Raw genomic sequence first — 19,901 nt, 5'->3', positions numbered from 1 at the left:
GAACCGAACTCAGCGGCAAGCACAAGGCATCGAACAAGATCCACGCCGCACTGCGGGCTCCAGTCGAACGCACCATCGCGAGAATCAAGCACTGGAGGATCCTCCGCCATGCCCGCATCAGCCCGAACAAACTGTCGCCAGTCTCCGCAGCCCTCCTCACCCTCATGATCTACACGTGAAAAAGGCTCCAGGTACAGAAGCGAACGAGACGGATGGCCGAGCCTCCGTCCTGGAGAGCGCCATTCGCCGCCTATGGGATGAAAGCCTCCAAAGCAGGGCAGGGATGAGAGCCGCATATAGGGCTTGACCTGTATAAACGCCCTCTGAGTGAGGGTGACGGCCTGGAACCGCGCTTCGAATGCCGCGTTCATGATCCGACCGTGCCACAGTGCCGCTCGGACTGCTCGGGCGGAGTTGCAAGCACGATGGAGAGCCGCAAACACCCGAACTGCGCGGCCTGTCACTACTACTGACGGCAGATTGCTGCTGGTCTTCGTCTGGGTTCCTGCCTACGGCCACGCCGCCGGTGCCGCCCCCGCAGGCCGGGCTGCCCGCGGTGTCCGATGCCTGGGTACCCGTCGAGCTGCAGACCTTCCATGGACCCATGCAAGACCCTGTGGGCGTTCTATAGTGGCGCTATGGCATCGACGACAATTCAAGTCCCGCGCGAGACCCGTGATCACCTCGCCGAGCTCGCGAAGGAGCGCGGACTGAGCATCGGCCAGCTCGTTGAGGCCCTGGCAGCCGAGCAGCCGACCGCCGCACAGCGCGCCGAACGGCTCGCAGCCGACCGGGAAGCCGTGCGCCGCGAGATCGGAATCGACATCAGCGACGAGGAGTTCGACCAGGCTCCCGACGTCCTCGGCAACATCTACAAGATCGCCGCCGAAAAGGCCCGGACCGCCCGGACCGCCGCCGCGTGATCATCCTCCACACCAGCGCCGTCAAAGCGCTCGCCGGCGGCCACAAAACGCTGAACCTGCTCGCGGGCAACATGGCCCACACACCCGGCGACCGCCTCAGTGTCCCGCCCTGTGCCTCATGCAGGCCGAAGCCGACGAGGAGAACCTCTCCCGACGCCTGCTCGCTTTCTCCTCCGTCGTCATCGACAGCCTCGACACCATCGCCGCCGTAAGCGTCGGCACGATGATCCGCGACGGCTACGGCGGCCCGGACACCTGCCACGCCCTGTACTGCGCGCTGCCGCGCCCGGAGTTCACCGGCCTGTCGATCCTGCTGACCGGCAACGAAGACGCCTACCCGCCCGGCGTGGTCACCGTCGACATCGACTCGCCCGGCATGCTGGGCTTTTACTGAGAGTCACCGGCAAGGACCTGCCCCGCATGCCGCACTCAGCGGAGGTGCTACCGGCGTGGATACCGGTACCGGTACCGGCGCAGCTTCCGGCGCAAGTACTGGCACCCGCGCGGCACGATTGGCATCTCTGCAGGTCAGAGCCGGTGGGTATCCGGGAAACAGCCGCTGACACCTCTTCTCTATAGAGGAGAAGAGGACTTCAACTCCTCTCAGCACGGAGCAGCTCGTCACAGAGCAGAGCTCAGTGCTTCGTATCCCCAGTCCCCGGACTGGACTGCGCCTGCTCGACTGGCTGTCGCTCGCGGCGGCCGGGGCGCGATGACGACCTCGCTGGACCATGCTGCGGCGGAGCTGGGCGGGAGTTCGGTGTTGAGCCAGGTGATGAAGGCGAACCAGACCGTCGACGTCCCGCACCTGGAGCGGATCGCCCGAGGCAGCGCGCGGTCAACCGGGGGCGACATCGACCCGCTGCGTGACCGAGCCCGACGGATTGAGGGCAGCGAACGACCCAACGTGCTCCGGCGTATCTCGTCCACTCACCCTCGCCGTACGCTCAGACGATGTTGATGTCCCTGGTCCTTCTCGCTGCCGTATACGGTGCGGCTGTCGGGCTGCTGGTGCCGCGTGCCGTCTACCGGTTCGCGGTGCCGTCCGGCAAGAAATGGCGCGCGGCGTGTTCCGAGGGGCATCCGATTGCGGGCTGGGTCGGTCTCGCGCGCTGCGCCGGTTGCGCGGTTGCTGTGGTGCCCGCAGTAGCGGGTGCGGCGGTGAGCGGGTTGCCGCTCCGCCGTTGGTACGGTCGCCGCACGCCCGTCACGGTTCTTGTCACGGCGCTGTTGTGTGCGGTGCTTGCGTCCGCGACTGGTGCTCGGCCTGAGCTGGGTGTGTGGCTGCTGATCGCGCCTGTCCTGGTGCTGCTCGCTCTCGTCGATATCGCCGTGCACCGTCTGCCGGATGTCCTGACTCTCCCGCTGGCTGCCGTCGCCTTGCTGCTGCTCGGTGCCGCGGCCCTTGTCCCGGGGGCCGCTGGTTCGTGGTCCACGGCGCTGTACGGCGGGCTCGCGCTCGGCGGCGCCTACCTTGTTCTCTTCCTGATCAACCCGCAAGGCATGGGCTTCGGCGACGTCAAGATCGCTCTCACGCTGGGCACAGCACTCGGCTGGTACGGCTGGGATACGGTCTTCTTCGGCGGCTTCGCGGGGCTGTTCCTGGGAGCCCTCTACGGGGCCGTCCTGCTCCTGCTGCGCCGTGCCGGTCGCAAGGACCTGTCCACCGAGGCCCTGGCCGCACTGCGTGTTCACCCGGCGATGAGTGGGCAGTGGGGGAAAGACCTCTATGGCCTCCACCGGGCGGTCGCGGCACTCGGCCACGCGGACCCGCCACCGTCAGGGCATGAGGCAGGACCGGCGCCGCGATGGAGGGAGTCCCCGCCCCGTGGGCGGCGTCGGTCGAGCATTGGTACGCGACATCGACGCTGACTCCGAAGATCCGCAGAGGCTACCGCAGCGTGCTCGCGAAGATCGGCCGCTGGCTGCCTCTGAGCACCCCGAGGTCACCGAGCCCAGCCAGTGGACCCGCCAGACGTGCGCGTCCTGGGTCGCGGCCGTGGACCGGACGGCCGTCGGCGACTTCTCGCAGTGGACCCACGGCATGCGCTCGCAGAACCGCCTGGGGAAACCGCTCACGCCGCAGACGAAGTCCGGCTACCTCAAAGTGCCCCGCGCGTTCTTCCGCGACCTGCATGAATGGGAGTTGATCCCGCGCAGGTTCGATCCGGCCCATGCCTTGAGGACTCCGCGAAGCGTTCGCGCCCTGATGGGGCCGGACCCGCGGGTGATCGCCGACGGCATCTGGGCCAAGTTGCTCTGGGCGGGCCTGAACGTCGAGCTCGGCGATCTGCCGACCGCGGACGGCCGCACCTATCCGGTCGAGCTGATCCGGGCCATCACCCTGACCTGGCTGTTCGCCGGTCAACGCAGTGACGAGATCGCCCGGTTCCGGGTGGGGTGCATCCGCTGGCAGCACGACGGCCTTCCCATTCCCGGCGATTCCGGGGAGATCCTTGCCCGCGACGCCGTCTGCCTGCTGGACGTGCCAACGCACAAGACTGGCACCGCGTTCACCAAGCCCGTCGATCCGCTCCTCGGTCAGGCCATCGAGGCATGGCAGGCCGTCAGGCCGACCCAGCCGCCGATGCTCGACCGCAAGACCAATGAGTACGCCGACTTCCTGTTCGCCCACCGGGCCCGCCGGGTCGCCAAGCACTACATCAACACGGCGATCATCCCGATGCTCTGCCGCAAGGCCGGCGTCCCCGCCGCCGACGTCCGCGGCAGCATCACCAGCCATCGGGCCCGGTCCACCATCGTGAGTCACCTCTACAACGCCAAGGAGCCGATGACGCTCTTCGAGCTGCAGGAATGGCTGGGGCATCGGACTCCCGAGGCGACCTCGCACTACGCGAAGATCACCCCGAACACGCTGGCCAGGGCTTACAACGACGCCGGCTACTTCGCGAGGAACGTGCGCAACATCGAAGTCCTCGTCGACCGGGACACGGTTGCCTCCGGCGCCGCCGCCAGCGGCGAGCCCTGGCAGTACTTCGACCTCGGCCACGGCTGGTGCACCTACACCTTCTTCGAGCAGTGCCAGCACCGACATGGCCTGCGCACGCTGCGACTTCTACACGCCGAAGCCCTCGAGTAAGGGGCAGTTGCTGGAGGCGAAGGAGAATTTGCAGAAGATGCTGGCCAGTATTCCTCTGACGGACGACGAACGCGCCGCGATCGACGACGGCCAGGCCGCCCTGGATCAACTCCTGGAACGACTCACCGACGTCCCCACTGCCTCCGGGCCGACACCTCGTCAGATCGGTGTTCCCGCGACTGCAACATTGCTGCCGATCATCGACGTCCGGCAGGGCAAGACGGGAGGTTCTTGACAAAGCCGATTCCACAGAAAGGCGGGGAAGTCCGCCGGCATGGCCCGCCACTTGATTCCGTTGTCGACCAACCAGGTACCGCACCGCGTCGTGCAATCTGACGATGGCAATAGCCCTCCGGCTGTCCGCCCCGGCCGCCCAGCCAGGCCGGGACCGGCATCGCATCCCGCACAACCACCCACTCCGCGTCCGACATATCGGAGGGATAGCGCGGCTCGCGGTCCGGACGATCGCTCGCATTCCCGAACCGGTGCGCGAGGCAGTCACACGATCGGGCAACCGAGTTGGACGACGCCGACGAGGGCGGGCAAGACTGCAGCACAAGGGCCTCCTGGCCAACTCGGATCTCGACAATCCGGAGTTGAACAGGAGGCCCGGTCTTCATACGCGCACCCGTCCGGGGCGATCATGTCCGGGGCGATCGTGTCCGGGGCGATCAGGCCGGTGCTTGTCGTGCCCGCAGTGTGCGGCATGACAGGCCGGCGGCTTCGGTCGCGTCGGCGGCGTCGGCGGCGTCGGCGGCGTGGTCGGCGGCTCCCCGCCGGGCGGCCCTGGCGCGATGGCTGCGGCCGAGAAGTGGCCGCCGGCGGAACCGATCGCCGGGGAAGCACTCACCCCAAAAGTCATATCGACCCTGTCGCGATTTACCTCCTCAGCGGGCAAATATCTCATTTCCCAACCCGGAAAGATATGCCTGTCTTCGGTACTTTCCCCTGGGGCCAGGGCAAGAGTGCCGCCCGGAATGCCGCAAACGAAGGTACCACTCTGTGTTGTGCAATAGTTTTCTTGCTGAATCATGTTGATGGCGTACGTGTTCCCCTGCTGTGTCAGGGGGATTCTGGTTGTAGCGAATACGCCACTTTTCAAGTTGTTTTTCACTACCAGATAGAACGGCCCCCAGGAATTGAACTCTGGTCCGATGGTGGTGTCGGTGATGACTAGGATGGGCGGTTGTAGGGTCTCTTGCTCCACCGTCGCTTCGAGGCCCTGCTCGTTACTGTTGGGATCGAGCAGGCTGGTGTCGGCCTGGTAAAGCACGGTGCCGGTGTCTGTGTTGAACAGATGTGGAGGACTGAAGGGCGGGTAAAAGTAGGAGTTTTCCGTGAACGTGTCAGTCGTGGAGACCGGTGTGTTGTTGTAGGCGCTGTTGCCGGTGGCGGACCAGACATTCGCGGTGACCATGATGTTCGCCGTAGCGGTCTGATTGGGAAACAGTGTGACGTCACACTGGAAGCCGGCTTTTTGGGTGGTTGGATCCGTGCCGGGCGCGCACTGGAGGGGGAATCCGCTGTTCGACACCACGTTGGTGAGCGCGAAGCTGTTTACCTGGTTTCCCTTGTCTGGTGTGTTGAACTGGGTCACTGAGTCCGCGAATACCCAGATGGACCACGAGCATGTTTCTTCAGACAAGCAAAGTACGTGGAGTGTCCCCCATTGCTGCTCGATACCGTCCGCCAGAACCGTCCCTGCACCCCCCCCGGGAGATGAGGGAAGTGGTGTCATGCTGACCTTGCCGGCTGGCGCACCTGGTGGCTGGGCCGGTACCTTCGCTGGCTTCGCTGGCTTCGCTGTTGGGGTCGGCGACCCTGTTTGAGGAGTGGGGTTTTTTGGTGTGCTGGTCGGCGGCGGCTGAGGATTTCGGTCGGCCCGGTTGGGTTGCAGAGCCATCGCGGAACCCGCGAAGGCCATGGAGATCAGAACCGTCAGAACCACAGAAGCTGCCGCCACGTATCCGTGGATGGTTTGCTTCATCTTCATGGAGAAGTTCCCTTTCAGTAGGAACCAGCACACACGTCTTCGCGCATGTTTGGAGCCAGCAATGTCGGAGCTCGTTTAACACGGAATCTAGGAGGTGGGGTGGCAACACGCATTCCCGGCAAGGCCGAAGGGGTGAACAGCGGCTTGGCCGTCCTGAGCGCGTTCATCGCGGTGGTCGCGCTCGTTCTGACCGGCAGCGCATGCATCGTGTCCCTACTCCGAGGCGGCTGCAGTGCGGCCGTCGTCGGCGGGACAGTTCAGGTGTGTTCACATCCGTCGTGCCCGTTTCGAGGGTGCTGTCTCGCTCACAGACGCGGGGCAGCACCGAGACCGACGTCGGTGGTTACACGCGCTTGACTGGCGAGTGGCAGTATTCGGGCGATGCAGTATTCCGTCGTTCGAGGGCAATGGACTGCGAGTTTGGCGCGGCTATCGCTGACCGTACTTCTCGGGCAAGTGTGACCGGAGGGCTGCCGGGTGGCCGACCTCGGCTTCGTCGGCCTGGACGACGACGCCGACGACCCGGTCATCGTCACCGGCCGGCGGGCGATCCGCGGCCATCCGCTCACCGCCGCCCAGAAGGAGGCGAACCGGCTGGTCAGCCGCGAGCGGGCGGCGAACGAGCACGGCTTCGCCGACCTGAACTGGCGGTTCCTCACCAAGGTCCGCATGAACGCCCGACATGCCACCACGCTGCTGCGGGCGCTCCTCGTGCTGACGAACGCCGAGGTCCACCGCTGACGGACGATCACCTTCTACCGATCACACACCCGATAGTACGAGCATCTCAGCCGCGACCCACACCAGCCCCGTGACCAGCAACTTCAAGTTGAAACACGCTCACTGGCAGGACGACGCGTCCGGGTCGGGGATGAGGCCGGTGTGCCGGGCCCACCGGAAGGTCGCTGCGGGCACCTTCAGGCGCTTGGCGGCCTGCCCGCGTCGTACTCGGTTCGTCGCATGAGAGTCCCGCCGGATGGAGGTACCGCTGTGATCGTCCGACTCCTGGGTGGCCCGCTCGCCGGTCGCGTACTCACGACCACCGACGCCCCGTGGGCCGGAGGCTGGCTCATGGCCGGTGACGCCGACTGGGGCCTGTACGTTCCCGTGCACCGCGTCCCGGCGACCGGCATCGTCCTGGCGGAGGCCCGGGTCACCATCCCGCGCCGCCGGCCCGCTGCAACACCCGAGCCTGTTTTGCACTCCTGACCTGCGGCTCAGCACGTTCGCCAGTTGGTGCGCCGTGGCGCGGTTGATGTCGTCGATGAGCAACAGGCGGGTCTGCGCCGTTTCCAGGACGTAGTTGACCGGCAGCGTCAGGTCCTGGTGCCGGCGCATCTCCAGGACTTCGGCGAGGCTCTTCGGCTCGGGTTGGAGGCCCAGGCAGGAGGTGATCTCCCAGACCCAGTTCACCTTCCGCTCCGGGCCCGCGGGGGTGGTGATGTGCACCACCGGGATCGTGTTCTGGCGCCTGCCGCCCGTGCCGGCTTCGATCTCCTGCTGGGCGGCGCGTCCGGCCGCCCGCAGCAGGCAGGTCTTGCTGATGCCCGCGGGGCCCGTCGATGACATGGTCCATCAGGCCCTCCCGGCGACCGCTGTTGTGGTGGACCGCCTCGACGACCATCTCCTACATGTACGTCATCGCGTCGGTGGGCACCATCCGCAGATGCCGGTGGTAGGCGATGGACTGCTCGTCCTTACGCCTGTCCGGGCCAGGACTGCTGCCCGCCCGGGCGGGCGGTTCCACATTCTCGTCGACGAAGTGGTTCCAGCCGGTGAGCTGGAACAGCGGCAGTGGCCGCATCGGGGTGTCTTTGAGCTGCTGGCGCAGGCGCGCCTCGCGCTTGTCGCGCAGTTCCAGGGTCGCTTTCATCACACTGTCCTCTCGTGCACGGTTGCCCGTTCTTTCCTTCCGTACGGCCGGCTCCGATGCGAAGGCCACGCCCCGCGGACGGGCCCTGCGCCCTCGTCGTTCACGGCTGAATGCCCCCGGGCGCGGGCACCTCCCACACGTCGATGAGGTCCTCGCCGTCCTCGTAGCCGTCGTCGCTGTCCGCACCGGGGTCGAGGTCGTCGAGGAGTTCGGCCTCGACCACTTCGTATGCCTTGGCCGGCGTCTGGGCGGCAGGGGCGTCTGGAGGGCTGCCGGTGTCGTCGGCGCCGACGATCCCGCCGACGACGCCGGCCTGTCATGCCGCACACTGCGGGCTTCACGACAAGCACCGGCCTGATCGCCCCGGACATGATCGCCCCGGACATGGGTGACCTCGCCACCCTGACGGCGCCCAGGCAGACCTATTGCGCGCGGCGCAGCTCACCGCGATCGACCCGGACTGGGACTGCCCGTGGCCGCTGGACTGGCAGCGTGCACCACCGAATCCTGGCGAACCTGGCCGAGACCGACGGCAGCCTGCCCGACATCGCACCCGGCGTGCTGATGGACGGCGATGACCTCGGCAAGTGGCTCCAGCAGCCGGGCATCCGGGCATCCGGGCGCGGCTCCTGCCCGAACAGCAGGCACGGCTGACCGTGCTGGGCGTGCAGCCCGACCAGGGGCGCCGTCTCCCGCCCCCGCGGCCGGGCACGCGGCGAAGAGTCCGAGCAAGGCGCAGCAAGCATTCCAGCGGGGCCTGACGGCCCTCACACAGTGGGTCGAACGGGAAGGCGCCCACCGTCCGGTGCCGCGCGGCCACGCCGAAGAGATCACGGCCGACGACGAGACGGAACCGGTAGTAGTGAAGCCAGGCGTGTGGATCTCCAACACCAAAACCCGGCGCACCAAACTCACCCAGGAACAGCGGAACGCGCTGCAAAAACCGGGCGTCGACTGGCCGTAAGCGCGCTGTCCAGCGGTGGCGCGCCAGCCCGTACGAGACCCCGGGGCCGTGATGGTCCCGGGGTCTCGTACGTGTGGGGGCTGCAACACGGTGGCGCAACACAGGCCAGGAAGGGTGCGTTTCCTCTTGAGTGACGAGTGCGTGTCTGGTGGACCGGTGTTCTCGTTGGGATCTCGTGGGCCCGTCGGCCTGGGAGGGTCGGGGCCCTTGGAGTAGAACGGTGGGGTGTCTCGACCTCAACTTTCGGATACTGAGTGGGAGTTCATCTCCGCGTTCCTGCCGGTCGGTGAGTACGGGCCGTACCCGGAGAACCTGCGGGCGCACTTCGAGGGCGTCGTGTGGCGGTTCAGGAACGGTGCGAAATGGCGGGAGCTGCCCGAACGATTCGGGCACTGGTCCACCGTTTACGGCCGGTTTCGGCAGTGGCGGGATGCTGGGGTGTTCACCGCGGTGTTCCAGGGTGCGATCGCTGAGGCGGCGAAGCGGGGCCTGGTGGACTTGTCGCTGGTCAGCGTGGACTCGACCACAGTCCGGGCGCATCATGATGCTGCCGGGATGATCGTGGAGCCCGAGATCCTGGACGCGTTGGAGAAGGCCGCCGCGGAAAAAGGGGCGCCGGCCAGGAACAAGACGGGCAACTGGACCCGGAGCGGGAAGAACGACGGCGCGTGAGGCGTCACCGCAGGGCCCGGCTCGCCACTGCTGACCTGGGACGTTCCCGCGGCGGACTGACCACCAAGACGCACCTGTCCTGTGTGCCGCAATGCCTGCCCCTCTCGATCAAGATCACTGCGGGGCAAGCAGGAGACAGTCCGCAGTTCATCCCCGTCCTGAACAAGATCCGCGTCCCCGGCCCGGTCGGCCGGCCCCGCACCCGCCCCGACGCAGTCGCGGGCGATAAGGCGTACTCGTCCCGCCAGAACCGTTCCCACCTGCGCAAACGTGGGATCAAAGCGGTCATCCCCGAGAAGAAGGACCAGGCCGCCCATCGCAAGAACCGCGGCTCACGCGGCGGACGGCCCGTCACCTGGGACAAGCAGCTGTACAAGCTCCGCAACAGTGTCGAACGCACCATCAACAAGATCAAGGACTGGCGCGGCCTCGCTGTCCGCTACGACAAAAAGCCTGAAAGCTACCAGGCCGGACTCGAATTATGCGCCAGCCTCCTCTGGATCCGACACCTCGGATCACACCCTTGATCCCAACGCCACACAGGCCCTAGATGCGCAGGGCGGACGGCCTGGGCTGAATATCGTCGAGGGAAGCTGCGCCGACCCGGTTGCGGTCGACGCCGTGCTGTCTGGCCTGGCCGAGCGGCGAGGTGTCGTCTACCACCTCGCGGGCAATGCAGACATCCGCGGGGGTGCAGACGACCGGGATAAGGACCTGCGAGGCACCGTCCTCGGGACGGCTCAGGAACTTGAAGGGATGACACGGCATGGCGTCCGCGACTTCGTCATGACCTCAAGTGGTGCCGTGTACGGCGAGGGACTGCAGCCGCCGCTCTCCGTCGCAGCGGGCCCGTTGCAGCCGCTGTCGCTCTACGGCGTCGGCAAGACCGCCGCGGAGGCGTTCGCGCACGCGTACTGCGCGATGTTTAGCCTGCGGGCATGGATCTTCCGGCTAGGCAACGTGGTTGGCGCGCGGATGTCGCGTGGCGCGATCCGCGACTTCATCACGAAGCTCGGGGCCGACCCGACCCGCTTGGAGATCCTTGGCGACGGCGCCCAGCGCAAGAAGTACCTTCTCGTCGAGGACTGCGTCGAGGCGCTGCTAGCCTTGCCCGACCAGCTGGAGCCGACGGAACAGCGTCCGGGCGTCGTTATGAACCTCGGCTCGGACAGTACTACTGCAATCAATACGATTGCCCGCTGCGTCATCGAGGAGCTCGGCCTCGCCGACGTTACCCTGGTGCCGCTTGGCGGCGTGAAGGGCTGGGGGGGGGGGGGCAACCAGCCATTCGTAAAGCTGGACATCTCCGAGCTATCCGCGCTCGATTGGAAGCCAAGTAGGTCCTCCGACGAAGCAGTGCGTGAAGGCGCTCGGCGTACGGTCGCCGAAATCGGCCAGGCGAGCCGGTGACGGCGGATCAGGTCGCGGTCGTTGGGCTCTGGCACCTCGGCAGTGTCCTCGCGAGTGGACTGGCCTCCTATGGCATCGACACCATCGGACTGGACCGCGACGAAACCATCATCGATGGAATGAATAGGGGCGAGCGGCCGCTGTTCGAGCTGGGTTTGGCCGAGGCCGTCCAGGCTGGCATCGACGGCGGCTCGCTGTGGTTCCGTGGCGATTCCCGCGCGCTCGCGGAAGCCCGCTTTGTCTGGCCCGCCGCCGACTCGGAACTCGGCGACAACGACTCCTTTGACACAGGAGCGTTGAGGTCGCTGGTGTACTGGTTCGCCCCCTACGTGCGGCCGGACGCGATCTCGCTCATCAGTAGTCAAGTTCCCATAGGGACGACGGAGTCGCTTCGGGACGAGCTGTCGCGAGCGCGCCCCGACTGGCAGCCCAGGGTCGCCTACATCCCGGAAAACCTGCGGCTCGGCTCGGCCATCGAACCCTTCCACCACCCGGACTGGCTGGTCGTCGGCGCAGACGACGAGACGGCCGCCGAGGTGACCAGGCTCCTCGCCCCGATCAAGCGCGGGGCGACGGTCAAAGCGGCTGCATTGTTGTCGACCCTCACCACATGCTGGCCTCGGCGGCCGACTGTCTGGACGCAGATTACGTCGCGTTTGGTCGCGCGAGCACGGGGGTGCGGCGATGAGTATGGGAGTTGGGATCATCGGGGCTGGGCTGCAGGGGCGTCGGAGGGCGCAAGCCCTCGGCCAGACTGACACGGGTTATCTGGTGGGCGCGGCTCGGGCGGGCCAGCGATGCGAACGGGCTCGCGGCCGAACATAAGTCGACCGCCTTCGCCGACGCGGAGGAGTTGATCGCCGACCCGCGCGTTGAGGTCATCCTGGTCTGCACGCCCCCCGACTCGCACATGAGATTCGCCATTGCCGCGCTCGAGGCAGGAAAGCACGTGCTGTGCGAGAAGCCGCTGGCCAGGACGGTGTCGGAGCCACTGAAATGGTCAGGACGGCACGTCGCACTGACCGGATACCGTGGTGCGGGTGGAACCATCGTTTTCACCCAGCGATCCAGGAGGCCAAGCGCCGCTTCGACGCAGGTGAGCTTGGTAGGCCGTTGTTCGGCCGCGGGGTTTATGGGATCGGCGCCAGGCCGGGTATGGGAGATGAGTGGCGCTCGGATCCCGCAGTCGCCGCCGGCGGGCACCTTGCCGAGCAGGGCATTCACCTTGTGGACCTCTACAGCTGGATGATTGGCGACTTCCTCGAGGTCACCGCGATGATGCAGCAGTCGTTGGTTCCGATGGGGGGCATGGAGGATAGCGGCTTCGTTCTGCTCCGGCGGCCGGACGGCGTCGTCGTGAGTGTGCACAGCTCAGTAACCCAGTGGGTGAACCGTTTCGACTTCGAACTGTTCGGCGAATTGGGCTACCTGCGTGTTCAGGAACTCGGTGGGTCGTACGGCGTTGAGGAGTTCACCTTCGGGCTCCGTGACGACACCGGACCATTCTCCGCGGAGGTCACCCAGTTCCGGTCTGCGGACGTTTCCTCGCTCCGCGAGTGGACTGCGTTCGCGCGTCGCGTCACTGAGCTGACGGGCGCAACACGCGTTCCCGAGGACCCCATGCTTGACGCAGAGCGGGGCGCACCGCCCTGAGCGCTGTGCACGCCGTGTACGAATCGAGCTTAATCGGCAGGGCCCTTCCGCTCGGCGACGTTGCCTTGTAGCGGACCGGAAAGCACATCAGCTGAGCGAAATTACGATGAGCCAAGGAATCTGTTTTATGCGCCTTTTTCTCGACAGTGCCAATCTCCACGAGGTTCGAACTTGGTTCGATCGCGGCGTCATCCGCGGCGTGACAACCAACCCGGTGCTTGCCAGGCAAGCCTATGCCGACAGGTCGATCTTGAAAGAAATCATCCGGGTTAGCGCCCCCTTCCCGGTCAGCGTCCAGGTACATAGCCGAGACGCGAGCGAGATGGTGAACGAGGCCAAGAGGCTGTTCAACCTTGGCGATAACACCGTGGTGAAGATCCCTGTCGTCGGGCCGGACGGCAGCCCGAACTTGGAGGTTATTCATGCTGTCTCCGGGCTTGGCATTCCGGTCAATGCAACGGCGTGCATGACCGTCGGACAGGCTCTGCTTGCCGCGTATGCCGGGGCACGCTACGTGTCCCGGCTGGCCGGTCGGATCGACGACGAGGGTGGGGCGTCCGTCAACGTCGTTGGCCTGACCAGGACCGTGCTGGCTGAGGCCCGTCTGGACACGGAGATGATCGTCGGCAGTGTTCGTGAGCCGGGCCTGATTGCGAGGCTCGTCCCGACCAGGGTCCACTTCTGCACGATCTCCGCTGGCACCCTCAGCAAGCTCGCCGACCATCGGTTCTCCCGGGAGACGGCCGAGCTCTACCGTGCGGCCGAGACCTCCCCGCAGCCAGCATGAAGCTCCCGATTCCCACCCCCGGTTACGAGCCGGTGATCGGGGGTGCCGAGACATACACCGTGAGCCTGGCACGAGGCCTCGTCCGAGCCGGGCACGGGGTCACCATCGCTACTGCCGCTCTGCCAGGCCAGGCCGGCGCCCGGCGCGACGAGGCCGGTGTGCTGGTCGTGGGACTGCCTCGCCCCGACGGCTGGGCCGACCGCCACGACGCCCTGCTTTGGGAACAGATGGCGTTCGGCCTGCTGCCTGGACTCGAGCCGCTGGCGCGGGAGGCCGACGTGATCCACGCCAACAGTCACGACACCGCGCTGACGGCTTCGATACTCGCCGCGGACACCGGTTCAGCCGCAATCGCAACATCCCATGAGCAAGACCCGGAGTCCGAGCCGGGTGGGACCGGCCGCTGTCGGCTCGTCTACGGCACGCTCGCCCTGGACACGATCATCTGCCGCAGCAGGTACTACCTGGATATGGCTGTACGGCACGGTTCCGCGGGGCGGGAAGTACTGGTGCCGCATGGCATCGACTGTGTGAGGTTCAACCGGGGTGATCGCGGAGCGGCCCGGCGGGAGCTGGGTCTTCCCGAACACGGAAAAGTTCTGGTGTGCGGGTCGCGCTTCAAGCAGCGCAAGGGTTTGCTGGAGCTGGTCAACGCATTCGCTGAGCTCGCGGCCGATCGGTGCGGCCCGGTACACGCTGTGATTGCCGGCACGGCGAGCTCGGGCTCCGTGGACTATGAGCAGACCTTGCGCAACCGCCTCCGTGAGCTCGGCCTCGACGAAATCGTCGCCGTGCGCACCGACCTGGGCTGGGAGCAGATGCCGACGCTATGGCGAGCGGCGGATGTCGCGGTGCAGCCCAGCTACTCCGAGGGCCTCGGCCTGAGCGTGCTCGAAGCAATGGCCTCGCAGGTCCCGGTCGTCGGCACGGACGTACCCGGGCTGCGCGAGGTAATCGCACACGAGCTCACTGCTACCACCTCGGGATGCACGCTCCCTTGCGGCGGCGCTTGGGCGTGTCATCGACGACGAGGCCCTCGCTGCGCATCTCGTCGGCGCTGGCCGCCAGTTCGTGTCGGACCATCACAACCTGGAGCATGCGGTGGCGGCGCCGGCGGCCATCTACCAGTCCGTGTGCGACCGGCGCTCCACCGCCCCGGCGAAGGCGGCGGGCGGTGCCGACCGATGAGCCCGAAGCCACCACCAGTGCTGTGGTGGACAAACGACGAGGGCTGGTCCGGCGTCTACGCGCACATGCTGGGGCCATCAGTCAAGGAGGGCGAGATCGTTGTGGCCTTCTCTGTCTACGGTGGCGCGGGTGGCTGGTCCGACAACCTCGTCAACGGCCTGAAGCTGGCGCGGGAACGCGGTGTTCGCACGATCGGGTTCGCCGGCGACGGTGGCGGCCAGTTCAATGAGGTCTGCGATGTCACCATCCTGGTCCCGCAAGTGCCGGACTACCTGGTGGCCCCGGAGACCGAAAGCCTGCATGTGTCACTCTTCCACCTGGTCTGTACGTGCACACGTAGCGGACTCTCCACTGGGACCACCGATGGCTGAGTTGGTCGCGGTCGTCCCGGCCGGTGGCAAGGGCACACGGCTGGCCTCTGTCACCGGCGCCCGGCCTAAGAGCCTCGCACGGTAGTTGGAGAACCCTTCGTGCACCTGCAGTTGAGGCACCTACGCGGTCTGTGCGTCGATCGGGTGCACCTGTGCCTCGGTCACGGCGCCGAGCAGATCCTGGCGGCGGTCCCCGCAGGCACCCCGGACGGGCTGACAGTCACGCACACCATCGAGCCTGAACCGCTCGGCGTAATTGGCGCGGTTCGTTTGGCACTTCCCAAGCTACCGCCCCGATTCCTCATGACCTACGGCGACGTTCTCGTCCCACCGGCTGTAGATGCTCTGCGGCGGCGGCACGAAACCAGTTCGAGCGAGGCGACGGTACTGGTGACGACCGCGACCGACGAGAGCAACATCGAGCTCGGTGATGACGAAATAGTGACCTTCTACGGCAAGGGCGAAGCTGCCAACTCGTTTGTCGACATCGGCCTGTGTGCCCTCGACGCACCCTGCGTCGCAGCAATGCCATCTGACCGCCCGATCACCGAGTCGGACCTGTTTGACTCACTCATAGCCGGGCGCGGACTGACCGCTCTGCGGTGGCCGAAAAAGTCGCTCCACATCGGAGATCCAGAGCACCTGCGCGAGGTCCAGTCTTGGGCAGCCACAATCGAACAGTCCGACAGGGTCAGTTGGCCAAGTCAGTCGGGTCAGTCCGATTCGGACGCTACTAGCGGGTCGACGGCACGCTCCCAGGACGTGGCGCGAATGAGCCGAGAACGCCAGCGCTTCCGGCAGCAAGCCCGCCTCGAACCAGCCGACTTCGGCAGTTTCATCCGCCTCCGGTGCCTGAACCTGCACCGTCGGCCGCGCCCGGTAGTAGATAACCAACGAGTCCTACTCCCCCTCAGAGTCCCTCCAAACCCCGAAGAGCTCAGTGATCTTGATCTCCCAGCCCGTCTCTTCCAAGGCCTCCCTGACCGCAGTATCTGCTGGATGCTCACCGGCTTCGCATTGTCCGCCGGGAATATCCCAGTAGCCGCGGTACGGGGCGATGGCACGGCGTATCAACAGAACCCCGCGGGTGTCCTCGATCAGGACACCCGCACACGGCTTGGAATTCTTGTAGTGCTTCACACCGCAATGAGGACACGTTGTCGGCGGAGGCACAACCAACTCCGCCCCGCACTCACCGCAGAAACGCATACGGCAATCATAGGCCACCACGGTATCCAGCAAGGACATGAATGAGCCTGCCAGGGTTGCTCGTCCTCGTCCTAGACCGCGATGGTGTGCTGTTCCGTCATGTCGAGCCGTACATTTTTTCTCCCCGGGACCTCACCATCTTACCCGGCGCACAGCAAGCGGTGCGCTTGGCGATCGAACTCGTTGTGCCGGTGGCCGTGGTCACCAACCAATCCCCGATTGGTCGCGGTCTCACCCCGTGGGATTTCGTCCGCTCGGTAAACGCGAGGATCCACACGTGGGCGCCCGAAGGCTGCGGGCACCGGGTGCGCTGCTACGTGTGCCCGCATTTCCCGACGACGGATTTGACTGCCGCAAACCACGTCCCGGTCTGCTTCTGCGCGCTGCGCATGACGCCGATGTCGATATCGGCACGGCGTGGATGGTCAGTGATCACGACACCGATATGGCCGCGGCGAGAGCGGCTGGCTGCCGCCTCGCGGTGCACGTGACTCGGGGCGGCAGCCGGAACCGAGCAAGCTCGCGAACGTCTGGCTCGACGGCCTGCACGCCGTCGTTCGCATGCTCCGCAGCGAGCAGGAGAAATCGACGGAATCAACAATCGAGATTCGGAGCGAATCATGAGTCATGGTCCCCAGATTAGTCGGCGGATCCCCTTCATAACGACGAAGTACCTACACCGTGACGGCGACCCGAAAATGTCCACGCTCGCCGCTCTGCGCCGCGAGGTTGGCGAACTCGCCATGGACATCCGCAGGGCAAGGTCGCGCTATGGTGCCGGGGCTGCACTGCGCCTTGCCGGCTGGAGTGCTGTATATCACGCCGGGATGTCCGTGCACCCGCTCGTGTCGCGCAAACTGCAGACCATACCGATCACGGTTGGCAGCCAGTCGATGCAGGTCGCCTTCCGCCGCAATCAGAGCGACATCTATACCCTCCGCGAGGTGTTCCTCGAGGGCATCTACGACTTTCCGTACCACAAGTACGTCCCCAAGGTCCGTACGATCGTCGACTTGGGAGCAAACATCGGTCTCGCCGCGCTCAGTCTTGCCGCACAGCATCCGAGCGCCCGTGTGCTGTGTGTAGAGCCGGTTGACGAGAACGTCAAGGTGCTGAAGATCAACCGGGACCTCAATGGATTTGACATCGAGGTGAGCAAGACCGCAGTCGACGCGGTGCCCGGCGAGGTCACGCTGTTCCCCAACGAGTGGTGGAGCTCCAGCACGATCACGCCCGACGTGGCTGGCGCCAGGCAGGGCAACGCGGGCCGCATGGAGCAACCGCTCGCGCTGAAGTCTCAGCGAATCCGCGCGATCACCATCGACGAACTCTCAAAAGAACACGGGATTGACGAGATTGATGTGATGAAGATGGACATCGAAGGTGCCGAGGCGAACATCATGGCAGGCAATCTGGACTGGCTGGATCGAGTCGGCGTGCTGATCATCGAGATTCACCGCAAGTATGTCGACGCCGATCCAATCATCAAGGCCCTGGAGTCCAAAGGCTTCACCCGCGCCGACCACCACGGCCCCTGCGACGTCTTTGTCCGCGCCTGAGTCGCGATCGAAGACCAATACATAGGGGCCATTGAGATAGTCATGGTGAATACCCAGCTCCACCGGCAAACAAGAGGGCACTGTCGCGTTGCCGGTGGGGGTGGGATGATCTTCGGGTTGTGTGGGTCTGGGGAGGGGAGCCGTCGTGTCGTCCACGGCGCCGTCGTACAAAAACCACCGCTATTCGGTCGGGATCATCTCGCACTGCGTGTGGCTGTACTTCCGCTTCCCCCTCAGCTATCGCGAGGTCGAGGAGCTGATGCTGGAGCGTGGCGTCGTTGTCTCCTACGAGACCGTCCGGCGCTGGTCGCTGAAGTTCGGCCAGACGTACGCCAATGCCCTGCGCCGGTGGCGTCCCAGCCCCGGTGACAAGTGGCATCTCGACGAGGCGTTCATCCGGATCGCCAGACTTCCCTTCGGGAAAGCCGCCCGCGCCACCCGCACCGTCTCCGCCGGGATCTCTCCCAGATCCCCGGGCCTCATCGACATCGACCACCGGGCTGGGACGCCGCCGGCGCAGGGCATTGGCGTACGTCTTCAGAGACCAGCGCTGGTCGGTCTCGTAGGAGACAACGACGCCACGCTCCAGCATCAGCTCCTCGACCTCGCGATAGCTGAGGGGGAAGCGGAAGTACAGCCACACGCAGTGCGAGATGATCCCGACCGGATAGCGGTGGTTTTTGTACGACGGCGCCGTGGACACACGACGGCTCCCCTCCCCAGACCCACACAACCGGAAGAGCGGACAGGACGGCGCCGACCGCCCCGTGCTCCCTCACACCAAGCACGCTCCCCGTCAACACCAGGACATAACACAGAAGTTCACGTGATCCGGTACAGATAAACAATTCCGGAAAACACGCGACATTCGAGCGCTTAGCTCGGGGGTGCGACCCCGTCCGAGCGTCAGGAGGCCTGTTGCCGCTGTTCTACGCGTCCGCGCCTGCCGCGTCCAACTCGGCTGCTCCGTCGAGCGAATGCTGGGCTGGCTGATGCTCCACCCCGGCCTGGACCGCGACTTGGCGGCGCTTGAGTAGGGTCTACTCAAGACAGCCGCGGGCGCCATCTCCTACCTTGGGGCCCAACATAGGCGTCTGGCTCGCCTAGGCCTTCGATGCTCTACGGATCTAGGACATCAGGCTTTCAAGAGCGAAGGAGTAAGCGTGATCGCGAAGATGAGGTACGGCGGCTGGCTATTGGCACTGTCAGCGACGGCTCTCGGGCTGGTGACGGCGACAGCAATGCCCGCGTCCGCGAACCACGACGTGCCGTGGCAGCCGAAGCCCTCTGCGCAGGACCTCCTGAACGACTGTAGTTCCGGCGTCGGGAAGTGCACCTTCAATGATCCGGTGATCAAGGAAGCGTACCTGAGTAATTTCCACCAAGTTTCTGACACAATTTATAATTGCTCTGCCACTAGAGACTCCACTCAGTCGAAGGCTTGGGCGGACATGACAGGGTCGATGGACCAGGTAGGTGTGACGATTACCGAAAAGGTAGAACTCCTTGAAATCGTCGAGATCAGCGTGCAGCAGTCGTACAGTCACACCTGGATTAATCAGCACACCGAGACCGGCACAACGACTCTGACAGTGGGGCCGGGTGAGGTTGGCTGGATTAACCGTGCCCAGGTGATGCAGAAAGTCACTGGCACGTGGCAGACGCACTACGATGACCCACACTGGGGCCACTACTTCTGGGAAGTAACCGGCGCCGCCGTCATCTCGCCCGCGGCGAACGGGACTGACGGCAAGCATAATACGGTTGTCACCAAGACCCGCCCCATGACAACCTCCGAAAAGCTGTCGTGCGAAACTATGCACAAGAATAAGATTGTGGAGCTGCCGAAGGGCCGTTCCCTCTGAACCGTTCAGAGCGGTCGCCTTCAGGCCTGGTGGAGTAGGTGACGATACTGATCGTCACCGCGAGGCTAGCTGAAGGCACAAGCTCTGCCCGCTCCAGCGGGCCTTGGTTCGCGCTCATTTACCTAGCACTTGGTGTGGGGCCGAATTTTACGCGGTAACGCGAAAATGCCTTCCGGCCTGGGGCGATGAACCTTGCTGAGGGGTTCTGTCGGTCCAGGCGGAAGGCACTTTCTGCGTGCAGGTGCGACACGAGGTCGCGTGTGTTGAGTGGATGCTCTTGGAGAGGGGGTCGGCGATGTCGCCGACGACAGGGTAATCCCGGGTCCGTGTCCGA

General features: G+C 65.4%; 21 protein-coding genes and 6 pseudogenes. 21 read left to right on the top strand and 6 right to left on the bottom strand.

The window, feature by feature from the left end:
* The 6 genes and pseudogenes from ACFWDI_RS39520 to ACFWDI_RS39495 all read left to right on the top strand — a co-directional run.
* Positions 1-179 (top strand): transposase family protein (locus tag ACFWDI_RS39520; RefSeq protein WP_385311763.1); only part of this gene is annotated, 179 nt, incomplete at its 5' end.
* 459 nt (positions 180-638) lie between these two features.
* A complete protein-coding gene (locus ACFWDI_RS39515) occupies positions 639-923 on the top strand; it encodes a hypothetical protein (RefSeq protein ID WP_385311757.1) in 285 nt (94 codons plus the stop codon).
* Positions 920-1,317, top strand: a pseudogene (locus tag ACFWDI_RS39510) (hypothetical protein). Before ACFWDI_RS39515 ends, ACFWDI_RS39510 begins: the two are co-directional and overlap by 4 nt.
* 560 nt (positions 1,318-1,877) lie before the next feature.
* A pseudogene (locus tag ACFWDI_RS39505) lies at positions 1,878-2,579 on the top strand (prepilin peptidase); the annotation flags it as partial.
* A 172-nt stretch (positions 2,580-2,751) separates the two neighbouring features.
* Positions 2,752-4,023 (top strand): tyrosine-type recombinase/integrase, encoded by a 1,272-nt coding sequence (locus tag ACFWDI_RS39500; protein ID WP_385311755.1) that lies wholly within the window; start codon positions 2,752-2,754, stop codon positions 4,021-4,023.
* A 7-nt stretch (positions 4,024-4,030) separates the two neighbouring features.
* A complete protein-coding gene (locus ACFWDI_RS39495; protein WP_385311754.1) occupies positions 4,031-4,258 on the top strand; it encodes a hypothetical protein in 228 nt (75 codons plus the stop codon).
* Between the two features lie 381 nt (positions 4,259-4,639).
* Here the strand turns inward: ACFWDI_RS39495 and ACFWDI_RS39490 are convergent, their stop codons facing one another.
* Entirely contained in the window at positions 4,640-6,016 is a 1,377-nt protein-coding gene (locus ACFWDI_RS39490) for a hypothetical protein (protein ID WP_385311752.1), read from the bottom strand.
* A gap of 477 nt (positions 6,017-6,493) precedes the next feature.
* Between ACFWDI_RS39490 and ACFWDI_RS39485 the strand changes: the two genes are divergently transcribed.
* Positions 6,494-6,757 (top strand): hypothetical protein, encoded by a 264-nt coding sequence (locus tag ACFWDI_RS39485; RefSeq protein WP_385311750.1) that lies wholly within the window; start codon positions 6,494-6,496, stop codon positions 6,755-6,757.
* Between the two features lie 99 nt (positions 6,758-6,856).
* On the opposite strand, the gene ACFWDI_RS39480 is transcribed toward ACFWDI_RS39485, so the two are convergent.
* The 3 genes from ACFWDI_RS39480 to ACFWDI_RS39470 form a co-directional block, all read right to left on the bottom strand.
* On the bottom strand, positions 6,857-7,585 hold the full coding sequence (locus tag ACFWDI_RS39480; RefSeq protein ID WP_385311749.1) for a hypothetical protein: 729 nt from the start codon (positions 7,583-7,585) through the stop codon (positions 6,857-6,859).
* Between the two features lie 58 nt (positions 7,586-7,643).
* Positions 7,644-7,889 carry a hypothetical protein gene (locus ACFWDI_RS39475; protein ID WP_385311747.1) on the bottom strand — a complete coding sequence of 82 codons (246 nt, stop codon included), beginning with the start codon at positions 7,887-7,889 and terminating at the stop codon, positions 7,644-7,646.
* Positions 7,890-7,989: 100 nt separating this feature from the next.
* A complete protein-coding gene (locus ACFWDI_RS39470) occupies positions 7,990-8,112 on the bottom strand; it encodes a hypothetical protein (protein ID WP_385311746.1) in 123 nt (40 codons plus the stop codon).
* A gap of 269 nt (positions 8,113-8,381) precedes the next feature.
* Between ACFWDI_RS39470 and ACFWDI_RS39465 the strand changes: the two genes are divergently transcribed.
* The 9 genes and pseudogenes from ACFWDI_RS39465 to ACFWDI_RS39425 all read left to right on the top strand — a co-directional run bounded on the left by ACFWDI_RS39465 (position 8,382) and on the right by ACFWDI_RS39425 (position 14,934).
* On the top strand, positions 8,382-8,543 hold the full coding sequence (locus ACFWDI_RS39465) for a hypothetical protein (RefSeq protein WP_385311744.1): 162 nt from the start codon (positions 8,382-8,384) through the stop codon (positions 8,541-8,543).
* 151 nt (positions 8,544-8,694) lie between these two features.
* Positions 8,695-8,853: a hypothetical protein gene (locus ACFWDI_RS39460; protein WP_385311743.1), complete on the top strand. Its 159-nt coding sequence runs from the start codon at positions 8,695-8,697 to the stop codon at positions 8,851-8,853.
* Between the two features lie 225 nt (positions 8,854-9,078).
* Positions 9,079-10,052 (top strand): annotated as a pseudogene (locus ACFWDI_RS39455) (IS5 family transposase).
* The gene (locus tag ACFWDI_RS39450; RefSeq protein ID WP_385311761.1) at positions 9,958-10,935 is read left to right on the top strand and encodes an NAD-dependent epimerase/dehydratase family protein; all 978 of its coding nucleotides are present in this window, start codon (positions 9,958-9,960) and stop codon (positions 10,933-10,935) included. The pseudogene ACFWDI_RS39455 and the gene ACFWDI_RS39450 overlap by 95 nt, the downstream one beginning before the upstream one ends.
* Positions 10,932-11,693, top strand: coding sequence for a hypothetical protein (locus tag ACFWDI_RS39445; RefSeq protein WP_385311741.1), 762 nt, complete (start codon positions 10,932-10,934; stop codon positions 11,691-11,693). The genes ACFWDI_RS39450 and ACFWDI_RS39445 overlap by 4 nt, the downstream gene beginning before the upstream one ends.
* Positions 11,633-11,911, top strand: a pseudogene (locus ACFWDI_RS39440) (Gfo/Idh/MocA family protein); the annotation flags it as partial. The gene ACFWDI_RS39445 and the pseudogene ACFWDI_RS39440, both read left to right, overlap by 61 nt.
* A gap of 20 nt (positions 11,912-11,931) precedes the next feature.
* The gene (locus ACFWDI_RS39435) at positions 11,932-12,588 is read left to right on the top strand and encodes a Gfo/Idh/MocA family protein (RefSeq protein ID WP_385311739.1); all 657 of its coding nucleotides are present in this window, start codon (positions 11,932-11,934) and stop codon (positions 12,586-12,588) included.
* A 127-nt stretch (positions 12,589-12,715) separates the two neighbouring features.
* The gene (locus ACFWDI_RS39430) at positions 12,716-13,375 is read left to right on the top strand and encodes a transaldolase family protein (RefSeq protein ID WP_385311737.1); all 660 of its coding nucleotides are present in this window, start codon (positions 12,716-12,718) and stop codon (positions 13,373-13,375) included.
* The gene (locus ACFWDI_RS39425) at positions 13,372-14,934 is read left to right on the top strand and encodes a glycosyltransferase (protein WP_385311735.1); all 1,563 of its coding nucleotides are present in this window, start codon (positions 13,372-13,374) and stop codon (positions 14,932-14,934) included. Before ACFWDI_RS39430 ends, ACFWDI_RS39425 begins: the two co-directional genes overlap by 4 nt.
* Positions 14,935-15,834: 900 nt before the next feature.
* On the opposite strand, the gene ACFWDI_RS39420 is transcribed toward ACFWDI_RS39425, so the two are convergent.
* Positions 15,835-16,074: an NUDIX hydrolase gene (locus tag ACFWDI_RS39420; RefSeq protein ID WP_385311732.1), complete on the bottom strand. Its 240-nt coding sequence runs from the start codon at positions 16,072-16,074 to the stop codon at positions 15,835-15,837.
* Positions 16,075-16,184: 110 nt separating this feature from the next.
* Here ACFWDI_RS39420 and ACFWDI_RS39415 point away from each other — a divergent pair, with 110 nt between their 5' ends.
* The 4 genes and pseudogenes from ACFWDI_RS39415 to ACFWDI_RS39400 all read left to right on the top strand — a co-directional run.
* The gene (locus ACFWDI_RS39415; protein ID WP_385311765.1) at positions 16,185-16,634 is read left to right on the top strand and encodes a hypothetical protein; all 450 of its coding nucleotides are present in this window, start codon (positions 16,185-16,187) and stop codon (positions 16,632-16,634) included.
* A complete protein-coding gene (locus ACFWDI_RS39410) occupies positions 16,520-16,786 on the top strand; it encodes an HAD hydrolase-like protein (RefSeq protein WP_385311759.1) in 267 nt (88 codons plus the stop codon). Before ACFWDI_RS39415 ends, ACFWDI_RS39410 begins: the two co-directional genes overlap by 115 nt.
* Before the next feature lie 55 nt (positions 16,787-16,841).
* Positions 16,842-17,702 carry an FkbM family methyltransferase gene (locus ACFWDI_RS39405; RefSeq protein ID WP_385311730.1) on the top strand — a complete coding sequence of 287 codons (861 nt, stop codon included), beginning with the start codon at positions 16,842-16,844 and terminating at the stop codon, positions 17,700-17,702.
* 145 nt (positions 17,703-17,847) lie between these two features.
* A pseudogene (locus ACFWDI_RS39400) lies at positions 17,848-18,105 on the top strand (IS6 family transposase); the annotation flags it as partial.
* A gap of 96 nt (positions 18,106-18,201) precedes the next feature.
* On the opposite strand, the pseudogene ACFWDI_RS39395 reads toward ACFWDI_RS39400, so the two are convergent.
* A pseudogene (locus ACFWDI_RS39395) lies at positions 18,202-18,405 on the bottom strand (IS6 family transposase); the annotation flags it as partial.
* A 460-nt stretch (positions 18,406-18,865) separates the two neighbouring features.
* Here ACFWDI_RS39395 and ACFWDI_RS39390 point away from each other — a divergent pair.
* The gene (locus ACFWDI_RS39390; protein ID WP_385311728.1) at positions 18,866-19,567 is read left to right on the top strand and encodes a hypothetical protein; all 702 of its coding nucleotides are present in this window, start codon (positions 18,866-18,868) and stop codon (positions 19,565-19,567) included.
* The last annotated feature ends 334 nt before the right edge of the window (positions 19,568-19,901 follow it).

The sequence above is a fragment of the Streptomyces sp. NPDC060064 genome, from assembly GCF_042736455.1.
In the GTDB taxonomy this organism is placed as follows: domain Bacteria; phylum Actinomycetota; class Actinomycetes; order Streptomycetales; family Streptomycetaceae; genus Streptomyces.
Note: the sequence above shows the minus strand (reverse complement) of the source record. Positions and strands in the feature narration are given on the sequence as shown.